At 51.7% G+C, this 10,689-nt stretch carries 8 protein-coding genes, 1 tRNA gene and 2 rRNA genes; 7 read left to right on the plus strand and 4 right to left on the minus strand.

The genetic code is table 11. The features are described 5' to 3' along the window. Positions 1-651 carry an acrEF/envCD operon transcriptional regulator gene (gene envR / locus C7387_RS14990; protein WP_006818031.1) on the minus strand — a complete coding sequence of 217 codons (651 nt, stop codon included), beginning with the start codon at positions 649-651 and terminating at the stop codon, positions 1-3. A gap of 355 nt (positions 652-1,006) precedes the next feature. Between envR and C7387_RS14995 the strand changes: the two genes are divergently transcribed. The 7 genes from C7387_RS14995 (at position 1,007) to C7387_RS15025 (ending at position 10,301) form a co-directional block, all read left to right on the plus strand. Beyond that, positions 1,007-2,146: an efflux RND transporter periplasmic adaptor subunit gene (locus tag C7387_RS14995; RefSeq protein ID WP_120816972.1), complete on the plus strand. Its 1,140-nt coding sequence runs from the start codon at positions 1,007-1,009 to the stop codon at positions 2,144-2,146. A gap of 13 nt (positions 2,147-2,159) precedes the next feature. Next, on the plus strand, positions 2,160-5,267 hold the full coding sequence (locus tag C7387_RS15000; RefSeq protein WP_120816973.1) for an efflux RND transporter permease subunit: 3,108 nt from the start codon (positions 2,160-2,162) through the stop codon (positions 5,265-5,267). Between the two features lie 315 nt (positions 5,268-5,582). Next, a complete protein-coding gene (locus C7387_RS15005; RefSeq protein ID WP_038256116.1) occupies positions 5,583-5,804 on the plus strand; it encodes a lipoprotein in 222 nt (73 codons plus the stop codon). 342 nt (positions 5,805-6,146) lie between these two features. Next, positions 6,147-7,172 carry an amino acid ABC transporter substrate-binding protein gene (locus C7387_RS15010; protein WP_038256090.1) on the plus strand — a complete coding sequence of 342 codons (1,026 nt, stop codon included), beginning with the start codon at positions 6,147-6,149 and terminating at the stop codon, positions 7,170-7,172. Positions 7,173-7,239: 67 nt separating this feature from the next. Then, the gene (locus tag C7387_RS15015) at positions 7,240-8,421 is read left to right on the plus strand and encodes an amino acid ABC transporter permease (protein ID WP_038256092.1); all 1,182 of its coding nucleotides are present in this window, start codon (positions 7,240-7,242) and stop codon (positions 8,419-8,421) included. 9 nt (positions 8,422-8,430) lie between these two features. Next, positions 8,431-9,534 carry an amino acid ABC transporter permease gene (locus tag C7387_RS15020; RefSeq protein WP_120816974.1) on the plus strand — a complete coding sequence of 368 codons (1,104 nt, stop codon included), beginning with the start codon at positions 8,431-8,433 and terminating at the stop codon, positions 9,532-9,534. An 8-nt stretch (positions 9,535-9,542) separates the two neighbouring features. Next, positions 9,543-10,301 carry an amino acid ABC transporter ATP-binding protein gene (locus C7387_RS15025; RefSeq protein WP_006818023.1) on the plus strand — a complete coding sequence of 253 codons (759 nt, stop codon included), beginning with the start codon at positions 9,543-9,545 and terminating at the stop codon, positions 10,299-10,301. A 55-nt stretch (positions 10,302-10,356) separates the two neighbouring features. On the opposite strand, the gene rrf (C7387_RS15030) is transcribed toward C7387_RS15025, so the two are convergent. From rrf (C7387_RS15030) to rrf (C7387_RS15040), 3 genes are all read right to left on the minus strand, one after another. Then, a 5S ribosomal RNA gene (gene rrf / locus C7387_RS15030) occupies positions 10,357-10,472 on the minus strand. 39 nt (positions 10,473-10,511) lie between these two features. After that, positions 10,512-10,587, minus strand: a tRNA-Thr gene (locus C7387_RS15035). A 14-nt stretch (positions 10,588-10,601) separates the two neighbouring features. Further along, positions 10,602-10,689 (minus strand): 5S ribosomal RNA (gene rrf, locus C7387_RS15040); the annotation flags it as partial.

A 10,689-nucleotide genomic window follows, 5' to 3' on the forward strand; every position in this document is an offset into this window, starting at 1 on the left:
CTAACAGGCGATTCTGGGGTGCCCGGCCACGTTCAGTGGCTGGACGTTAAGCGTCGCCATGATATTGTCCACCAGCAATGGCGCCTGCTGATAAAGGTTTATTTGCTCGGGATCCATCAACCAGTTTTTAATTATTCCACTGAAGAACCCCTGAAATATAACCAATACAATATCTATATTTATATCCGGCGAAAGAATCCCACGATGAATACATTCCTGCAACGTGGCGCGAAACTCCTCGCGGCTAAAACATATTTTTTTCCTGATCTCACTTTCTGCAATCATTCCTGGATAGAATTCACATTTATGATACAAAATTTGCATTAATGCCTGCTGCTTTGGCGTTTCTGCAACATAACGTAAGGAAGTAATGAGGCGCTCACGTAGACTCTGTAACGGGTCATTATTTTCTATATGTGTCAGTTGATGTTTAATAATGTCACGCAAAGGGATTTGCTGTTCCCACATCTCATTAAACAACTCCGTTTTACTGGTAAAGTGCCAGTAAATAGCCCCTCGAGTCACCCCGGCTGCATCAGCGATATCTGTTAACGTGGTGCTGGCTACACCGCGCTCGGCAAACTGTTGAATGGCCGCTTCAATCAGGGCCTGACGGGTCTTTAATGCGTCTGCTTTGGTCTTTCTTGCCATAAGAGTTCTCGCTTTCTGGACCGTGGTTGTATGGTGGTCACTTTTATGGTTATCCAGACTATTATTAACGATGCGTGCTAAATTTAATTAGGTAAAAAAGCGCTTTTAAAATAACCAACATCAATATAATCGCGGTATTCATTCACCACGCAAATAATGAAACAACCGAACTGCAGAATAATCATTATTACCGCGTGCTATTTTTGTGTTTGCGTGCCTTTACGCCCTATGAACAAATCACTCTCCCTTACATCCCCCTGTGATTATTTGTAGGATAGCAAACTGCTTTATTTCCTATTTATTTTTTTGATTCGGTTTTCGCCGTTCTCAAACGATCGGTTTAAAAGGAACTGCAATGACGACTCACGCCAGGGTTACTCTTTTATCCAGTTTATTTTTCCCACTTGTGTTTTTGACAGGTTGTGATGATTCGGGAAATCAACACGCGCAAGCCCCTGCACCGCAGGTCACCGTATTTACGGTTCAGGCGGCCCCATTACAGGTGACGACCGAACTCCCCGGACGAACATCTGCCTTTCGGGTAGCGGAAGTCCGCCCGCAGGTCAGTGGGATCATCCTGAAGCGCAACTTTATTGAAGGTAGCGATATCGAATCCGGTCAGTCGCTGTATCAGATAGACCCGGCCACCTACCAGGCCGCCTGGGATAGCGCCAAAGGCGACGAGTCGAAAGCCGAAGCGGCCGCTAACATTGCGCACCTGACGGTCAAACGCTACCTGCCTTTGTTGGGTACGCAGTATGTCAGCCGTCAGGATTATGACCAGGCCGTTGCCAACGCGCGCCAGGCAGATGCCAGCGTGCTTGCCGCCAAAGCGGCAGTGGAAAGCGCGCGCATTAATCTTGCCTATACCAAAGTTACCTCACCCATCAGTGGGCGAATTGGCAAATCCAGCGTGACTGAGGGCGCATTGGTGACCAACGGACAGGCAACGGCTTTAGCCACCGTACAACAGCTTGACCCGATTTATGTCGATGTGACGCAATCCAGTAATGACTTCATGCGCCTGAAGCAGGAAAGCCTTCAGCAGGGAAATAATAGCAATAACGTACAGTTGGTAATGGAAAATGGCCAACCGTACCCACTCAAAGGCTCCCTGCAATTCACCGATGTCACCGTCGATGAAAGCACCGGATCCATTACCTTGCGCGCCATTTTCCCAAATCCTCAGCATGCCCTTTTACCAGGAATGTTCGTTCGCGCCCGCATTGATGAAGGCACGCAGCCTGAGGCGATTCTGGTGCCGCAACAGGGGTTGACCCGAACGCCACAGGGTCAGGCTACCGTCATGCTGGTAGATGCGAAAAGCCAGGTTGAAACCCGCAATGTCACTGCCCCGCAGGCGATAGGCGACAAATGGCTTATTACCGAAGGCCTGGCATCTGGCGATCGCGTGATTATCAGTGGGCTGCAAAAAGTTCGCCCTGGGGTGACCGTCATGGCAGAGCCTGACGCTGCCGCTCCGGTCACGAAGTAAAGGATCGCCAATTATGTCCAGGTTCTTTATACAACGACCGATCTTCGCATGGGTGCTGGCCATCATTTTGATGATTGCCGGTGGCCTTGCCATTCTGCAACTGCCGGTCGCCCAGTACCCGACCATCGCGCCTCCGGCCGTTGCGGTAACGGCAACCTACCCAGGTGCAGACGCCCAGACGGTACAGGACACCGTGACCCAGGTTATCGAACAGAACATGAACGGTATCGATAATCTGATGTACATGTCGTCCACCAGCGATTCCGCCGGTAACGTCACCATTACTCTCACCTTTAACTCAGGAACCGATCCGGATATCGCCCAGGTACAGGTGCAGAACAAACTGCAGTTGGCGATGCCGCTTCTGCCTCAGGAGGTTCAGCAGCAGGGGATTGGCGTAGAGAAATCCAGTAGCAGCTTTTTGCTGGTTGCCGGTTTTGTTTCTGATAACAAAACGTTGTCGCAGGAGGATATTTCCGACTACGTGGCCTCTAACGTCAAAGACGCTATTAGCCGTACCAGCGGCGTAGGGGATGTTCAGCTCTTTGGGGCGCAATACGCCATGCGTATCTGGCTGGATCCTAATGCGCTGAACAAGTATCAGCTCACGCCGGTCGATGTCATTAATCAGCTTAAAACCCAGAATGACCAGATTGCTGCCGGGCAACTGGGGGGAACGCCGGCCGTAGCAGGCCAGCAGCTGAACTCATCAATCATTGCTCAGACCCGCCTGAAAGATGTCGATGAATTTGGTCGTGTGACGCTAAAAGTGAATGCGGACGGCTCTGTTGTGCATCTCAAGGATGTCGCACGCATTGCGCTCGGTGGCGAAAACTACAACATGGTGACCAAAATCAACGGTCAGACCGCCACCGGTATCGGCATTAAGCTGGCAACCGGCGCTAATGCACTGAATACCGCAGCGGCCGTGAAGAGTAAGCTTGCCGAGCTGCAGCAATTCTTCCCGCAGGGTATGAAAGTCGTTTATCCGTACGACACCACCCCATTTGTGAAAATCTCTATTCACGAGGTGGTAAAAACGCTGGTGGAAGCCATCATCCTAGTTTTCCTGGTGATGTACCTGTTCCTGCAAAACATTCGAGCGACGCTTATCCCGACCATCGCTGTACCGGTTGTACTACTGGGGACCTTCGCCATACTGGCGGCATTCGGCTACTCCATTAACACCCTGACCATGTTTGGGATGGTGCTCGCTATCGGGTTGTTGGTTGACGATGCGATAGTGGTCGTCGAAAACGTGGAACGTGTCATGGTCGAAGACCGGCTTTCCCCGAAACAGGCGACAGAGAAATCGATGTCGCAAATTCAGGGGGCGCTGGTCGGTATCGCCATGGTGCTTTCCGCGGTCTTTATCCCAATGGCCTTCTTCGGTGGATCCACCGGTGCTATCTATCGCCAGTTCTCCATCACGATTGTTTCCGCCATGGCGTTGTCAGTGCTGGTCGCGCTGATCCTGACCCCTGCGCTGTGTGCCACAATGTTGAAACCCATTGACCCTGAGCACCATGAAAACAAGCACGGTTTCTTTGGCTGGTTTAACAACAAGTTCGACAAGAGCGTCGATCACTACACCAATAGCGTCAGCGGAATACTTCGTAGCACCGGGCGTTATCTCATCATCTATGTGTTGATCGTGGCGGGCATGGCGGTACTGTTCTTACGTTTACCGACGTCATTTCTGCCGGATGAGGACCAGGGCGTGTTCATGACCATGGTGCAATTGCCGGCTGGTGCCACTCAGACCCGAACCCAGCAGGTGTTGGATCAGGTTGAACACTATTACCTCAACACTGAGAAAGCCAACGTACAGTCGGTATTTACGGTCAACGGTTTTGGCTTCAATGGCCAGGGGCAAAACTCGGGTATCGCGTTTATCAGTCTGAAACCCTGGGAAGAACGCTCTGGTGAGGCAAACAGCGTGGAAGCGATCATCGGTCGCGCAGGCAAAGCCTTCAGCCATATCCAGGATGCGATGGTCTTTCCGTTTAACCTGCCAGCTATTATGGAGTTAGGGACAGCGACCGGTTTTGATTTTGAGCTCATTGATAAAGCCAACCTCGGGCATAATGCGCTGACTCAGGCGAGAAATCAGCTGCTGGGAATGACCCGGGAGCACCCTGACGTCTTAACCCGGGTTCGTCCCAACGGTCTTGAAGACACGCCACAGTTCAAGCTGGATGTCGATCAGGAGAAAGCTCAGGCTCTGGGGGTGTCGATTTCAGACATCAACCAGACGATCTCCGCCGCGCTGGGCGGGACCTACGTTAACGACTTTATCGATCGTGGACGCGTGAAGAAAGTCTATGTGCAGGCTGACGCCCCTTACCGCATGCTGCCAACTGATATTAACAATCTTTTCGTACATAGCAGCAGTGGCGAAATGGTGCCTTTCTCTGCCTTTACCACCTCACACTGGACCTATGGTTCTCCGCGTCTGGAGCGCTACAACGGCACCCCTTCGATGGAGATTCTGGGTGAGGCTATTCCCGGAAAAAGTACCGGTGAAGCCATGGCGCTGATGGAGCAGCTGGCCAGCAAGCTGCCTAACGGGATTGGCTTTGACTGGACGGGGATGTCCTATCAGGAAAGGCTCTCCGGCAACCAGGCACCGGCGCTGTACGCTATTTCGCTAATCGTCGTGTTCCTGTGTCTGGCGGCTCTGTACGAGAGCTGGTCCATTCCTTTCTCGGTCATGCTGGTTGTCCCACTCGGCGTTGTCGGCGCCCTGCTGGCGGCATCACTGCGTGGGCTCAGCAACGACGTTTACTTCCAGGTCGGGCTGCTGACTACCATCGGTCTGTCAGCGAAAAACGCCATTCTGATCGTCGAGTTTGCGAAAGACCTGATGGATAAAGAAGGCGAAGGCATCATTGAGGCCACCCTTAAGGCCTCACGCATGCGTCTGCGGCCTATCCTGATGACATCGCTCGCATTTATCCTTGGGGTAATGCCTTTGGTTATCAGCAACGGAGCGGGAAGCGGGGCACAAAATGCCGTTGGGACCGGCGTGATGGGGGGGATGTTAGCGGCAACGCTGCTGGCCATCTTCTTTGTTCCGGTATTCTTTGTTGTTATCCGCAGACGCTTTGGCCGGCACTAAGTAGCGTTTTGTTTTATAAGGCACCTCAGGGTGCCTTTGTTTTGACTGTCGAAAAATTAAGTGTATTCTGAATATAACAGTCGTGACGCTAACGCTGTGAATATTATTAATTTATTAACCGACATAAAATCAAAAATCCATACTTTCTACACAATGCTGTGCATTCCTGCGCAAACCCTCCATTAAGTTTACATATCTCATATCTGGAGATAGTTTTAACAACGGCACACTAATTCTTCAGTGATAAAATACCTCTCACTCCCGCTCATTAAGATGTTTTACGGTATTAATAGCGGTTTATTCAGAGGTAACATGATGAAAAGATTAATCTCAGTCGCATTACTGACTGCCCTGCTTGCCGGGTGTGCTCATGACTCTCCTTGCGTTCCGGTGTACGATGACCAGGGAAGACTGGTGCATACTAACACCTGTATGAAAGGGACGACTCAGGATAACTGGGAAACCGCAGGGGCCATCGCTGGCGGTGCCGCCGCCCTCGCAGGGTTAACGCTGGGTATCGTAGCATTAACCAAATAAGCATGATAAAGCGCGGATATCCGCGCTTTGCTTTGCCGCATTCTGACTTATTTATTATCACAGCAATATTCACCCCCGAAATTACTCTTTCCTTATCTCAATATCTCTCAGATTTTTTGCGCTAATTTGTGGCGCAGGTTGTAATTTTGCACCATCGCGGGGCGATGAATTTTTCGTTTCCTGTCTACACTCACTTTATTGCTCGCCGCTGGCCGTTATTCAGTCGCTCGCAATTATGGCATCCCCTTTGCTTTAACAGGGATGGCCATTGCCACAGACAGGTTTCTGGTGTCGTCAGACGCCTTAATAAATAACGATAAATCTCGCCACACAGGATGCATTATGAAAAAGATAATGATTGCCAGCCTGGCTATTGCAGGCACGTTGTTTGCTGTCGCCAATCAGGCTCATGCTGGTGCTACTCTGGATGCCATCAAAAAGAAGGGATTTGTGCAATGCGGGATCAGTGACGGGCTGCCTGGCTTCTCTTATGCCGATGCGAATGGCAAGTTCACCGGCATTGATGTCGACGTCTGTCGCGGTATTGCCGCTGCCGTATTCGGTGATGCGGAAAAAGTGAAATATACCCCTCTGACCGCAAAAGAACGTTTCACAGCCCTGCAGTCTGGCGAAGTTGATCTGTTATCACGCAATACCACCTGGACTTCTTCCCGCGATGCAGGGATGGGGATGTCGTTTACCGGTGTCACCTACTACGACGGGATCGGCTTCCTGACCCATAGCAAAGCCGACTTAAAAAGTGCCAAACAGCTTGATGGCGCTACCGTCTGTATTCAGGCAGGGACTGACACTGAGCTGAACGTCGCCGATTACTTCAAAGCTAATAACATGAAGTACACGCCGGTGACCTTTGACCGCTCCGACGAGTCTGCCAAAGCGCTGGAGTCCGGGCGCTGCGATACTCTGGCCTCCGATCAGTCTCAGCTGTATGCGCTGCGCATCAAGTTAAGCAACCCGGCCGACTGGATCGTACTGCCGGAAGTTATCTCTAAAGAACCTCTGGGTCCGGTGGTCCGTCGTGGTGACGACGAATGGTTTGCCATTGTGCGCTGGACGCTGTTCGCCATGCTGAATGCCGAAGAGATGGGCATCAACTCGAAAAACGTCGACGAAAAAGCAGCCAAACCCGCCACGCCGGATATTGCTCATCTGTTGGGTACAGAGGGCGACTACGGCAAGGATCTGAAACTCGACAACAAATGGGCCTATAACATCATCAAACAGGTCGGTAACTACAGCGAGATTTTTGAACGTAACGTGGGTTCTGAAAGTCCGCTGAAGATTAAGCGTGGCCTGAATAACCTCTGGAACAACGGTGGGATCCAGTACGCTCCGCCGGTGCGCTAGTTTTTGTGCAGTAACGGGTACCGCTCTGGCGGTGCCCAGCCCAGAGTTTTGCTCGTTGAGGTTTGTTATGTTCCGTCGCCGCCCTGTTGCAAAAGGTACGCTCTCATTCTCTAACCCCACGGTTCGCGCCTGGCTTTTCCAGATCCTCACGGTGCTGGTGATTATCATTGTCGCGGTCTGGTTAATCCATAACACGCTGACCAACCTCAACCATCGGGGGATCACCTCCGGCTTTGCCTTTCTCGATCGTAGCGCGGGCTTCGGTATTGTTCAGCACCTGATTGATTACGAAGAGGGGGATACCTACGGTCGGGTGTTCCTGGTGGGTCTGTTAAACACCCTTCTTGTTTCCGCGCTATGCATTGTTTTTGCTTCGTTTATTGGCTTTTTTCTCGGTCTGGCTCGTCTGTCCGAGAACTGGTTATTACGCAAACTATCGACGATATATATCGAGACGTTTCGCAATATTCCGCCACTGTTGCAGATCTTCTTCTGGTACTTTGCGGTACTACGAAATCTTCCTGGTCCGAGACAGGCCGTTAACGCTTTTGATCTGTTTTTCCTGAGTAACCGTGGGTTATACATTCCGGCACCCCAGCTCGGCGAAGGGGTCATTGCATTCGCAGGCGCTGCAGTACTCGCGCTGGTGATTTCTTATGGTCTGTTTCGCTATAACCGAACCCACCAGATCAAAACCGGCCAGCTCCGACGTACCTGGCCCGTCGCGGCCGCTCTGATTATCGGTTTACCGCTGTTATCGCACTGGGTTTTTGGCGCTGCTATGCATTGGGATGTACCGGAGCTGCGCGGATTTAACTTCCGTGGCGGTATGGCACTGATCCCTGAATTGGCTTCGTTAACCATTGCGCTATCGGTCTACACCTCTGCGTTCATCGCTGAAATTATCCGTTCAGGGATCCAGGCGGTACCTTATGGACAACATGAGGCCGCACGCTCCCTGGGACTGCCAAACCCGGTCACACTCCGCCAGGTGATTATTCCGCAGGCGTTAAGGGTCATAATTCCTCCTTTGACCAGCCAGTACCTGAACATTGTCAAAAACTCCTCGCTGGCTGCAGCAATCGGCTATCCGGATATGGTATCGCTGTTCGCCGGAACGGTCCTTAACCAGACCGGGCAGGCCATCGAGACCATTGCTATTACCATGTCGGTTTATCTGGTCATCAGCCTGACGATTTCGTTGCTGATGAATCTGTACAACCGACGTATTGCCCTGATTGAGCGCTAAGGAGCGATGATGACTAAAGCACTGCTCTCTCCCTCCGCGCATCCTGGCAAATCACGGCCTCCCGGCGCCCTGAGTTGGATACGTAAGAATCTGTTTTCCGGATGGGTAAACTCCCTGCTGACGCTGTTTTGCTTATGGCTGCTCTGGCAGATTATTCCGCCGCTGGTGAACTGGGCATTTCTTCACGCGAACTGGACCGGCTCAACGCGCGCGGACTGTACCCGTGCCGGTGCCTGTTGGGTCTTCATCCATGAACGGTTCGGGCAGTTCATGTATGGGCTCTACCCGCACGATCAGCGCTGGCGAATTAATCTGACACTCGCCGTCACTCTGCTGAGTATCGTGCCAATGTTCTTAAAGAAGATGCCGCAGCGTGGGCGATATATCGCCGGATGGGCCATCCTGTACCCTGTCTTCGTCTGGTTACTGCTTTATGGTGGTTTCATTGGGCTGGAACGCGTTGAAACGCGTCTTTGGGGCGGGTTAACCTTAACGTTGATCATCGCTTCAGTGGGTATTGCTGGTGCGCTGCCGCTCGGGATCCTTCTGGCACTGGGAAGGCGATCAACCATGCCCATCGTGCGTATCCTGTCGGTGATTTTTATCGAGTTCTGGCGCGGAGTACCGCTCATCACCGTGCTGTTTATGTCTTCGGTGATGCTGCCGCTGTTTATGTCCGAGGGCGTTACCATCGATAAGCTTATTCGCGCACTGGTTGGTGTCATCCTGTTTCAGTCAGCTTACGTGGCGGAAGTCGTTCGCGGCGGATTGCAGGCCCTGCCGAAAGGTCAGTACGAGGCAGCAGAGTCACTGGCTCTCGGTTACTGGAAAACTCAGATCCTGGTCATTCTTCCCCAGGCACTGAAGCTTGTGATCCCTGGTCTCGTGAACACCATTATCGCCTTATTTAAGGATACCAGCCTGGTGATCATCATCGGGCTCTTCGATCTCTTCAGCAGCGTGCAGCAGGCAACGGTTGATCCCGCCTGGCTTGGCATGTCGACCGAAGGATACGTTTTTGCTGCACTGATCTACTGGATCTTTTGTTTCAGCATGTCGCGCTATAGCCAGCATCTGGAGAAGCGTTTTAATACCGGGCGATCGCCGCACTGAGGGTCACTATGAGTCAAATTACTATGCAACCTGCCAACGCGATGATTTCACTGGAAAATGTGAATAAATGGTTTGGTCAATTCCATGTCCTGAAGGATATCAATCTGCAGGTCAGACAGGGGGAACGTATTGTGCTCTGTGGACCATCCGGCTCCGGGAAATCGACGACGATTCGCTGTATTAATCACCTTGAGGAACACCAACAGGGAAGGATCGTAGTGGATGGCATCGAGCTGAATGAGGATGTGCGCAATATTGAGCGCATCCGCCAGGAGGTAGGGATGGTATTCCAGCATTTTAACCTTTTCCCCCACCTGACGGTTTTGCAAAACTGCACGCTTGCGCCTATCTGGGTACGGAAAATGCCAAAGAAAGAGGCCGAAGCTCTGGCGATGTACTATCTCGATCGGGTACGTATTGCCGAACATGCCAACAAATTCCCTGGACAGATTTCAGGTGGCCAGCAGCAGCGTGTCGCTATCGCACGCTCTCTGTGCATGAAACCGAAAATTATGCTGTTTGATGAACCAACCTCAGCTCTCGATCCTGAAATGGTTAAAGAGGTACTGGATACCATGATTGGTCTGGCACAGTCAGGTATGACAATGCTGTGCGTGACCCATGAAATGGGCTTCGCCCGCACGGTAGCAGACAGAGTCATCTTTATGGACAGGGGGGAAATCGTTGAACAGGCGCCGCCGGATGAGTTCTTTGCACGTCCCAAATCGGAGCGCACGCGGGCATTTCTGTCACAGGTCATTCATTAGAAAACGGCCAAAAGCAAAAAACCCCAACCTTTCGGTTGGGGTTCTTCTAATTGATGTCTGACAGTGTCCTACTCTCACATGGGGAGACCCCACACTACCATCGGCGCTACGGCGTTTCACTTCTGAGTTCGGCATGGGGTCAGGTGGGACCACCGCGCTAAAGCCGTCAGACAAATTCTTTTCTAAAGTGCCAAACTTTAACCAAAAAACTGGTGCTGATACCCAGAGTCGAACTGGGGACCTCACCCTTACCAAGGGTGCGCTCTACCAACTGAGCCATATCAGCACACTTAAATTGATGCCTGGCAGTGTCCTACTCTCACATGGGGAGACCCCACACTACCATCGGCGCTACGGCGTTTCACTTCTGAGTTCGGCATGGGGTCAG

The organism is Yokenella regensburgei (assembly GCF_003634235.1).
Taxonomy (GTDB): domain Bacteria; phylum Pseudomonadota; class Gammaproteobacteria; order Enterobacterales; family Enterobacteriaceae; genus Yokenella; species Yokenella regensburgei.

Excerpts from the sequence above, each read along its gene's own strand:
- envR (WP_006818031.1), bottom strand. The coding sequence starts at position 651 with ATGGCAAGAAAGACCAAAGCAGACGCATTAAAGACCCGTCAGGCCCTG.
- C7387_RS14995 (WP_120816972.1), top strand. The coding sequence starts at position 1,007 with ATGACGACTCACGCCAGGGTTACTCTTTTATCCAGTTTATTTTTCCCA.
- C7387_RS15000 (WP_120816973.1), top strand. The coding sequence starts at position 2,160 with ATGTCCAGGTTCTTTATACAACGACCGATCTTCGCATGGGTGCTGGCC.
- C7387_RS15005 (WP_038256116.1), top strand. The coding sequence starts at position 5,583 with ATGAAAAGATTAATCTCAGTCGCATTACTGACTGCCCTGCTTGCCGGG.
- C7387_RS15010 (WP_038256090.1), top strand. The coding sequence starts at position 6,147 with ATGAAAAAGATAATGATTGCCAGCCTGGCTATTGCAGGCACGTTGTTT.
- C7387_RS15015 (WP_038256092.1), top strand. The coding sequence starts at position 7,240 with ATGTTCCGTCGCCGCCCTGTTGCAAAAGGTACGCTCTCATTCTCTAAC.
- C7387_RS15020 (WP_120816974.1), top strand. The coding sequence starts at position 8,431 with ATGACTAAAGCACTGCTCTCTCCCTCCGCGCATCCTGGCAAATCACGG.
- C7387_RS15025 (WP_006818023.1), top strand. The coding sequence starts at position 9,543 with ATGAGTCAAATTACTATGCAACCTGCCAACGCGATGATTTCACTGGAA.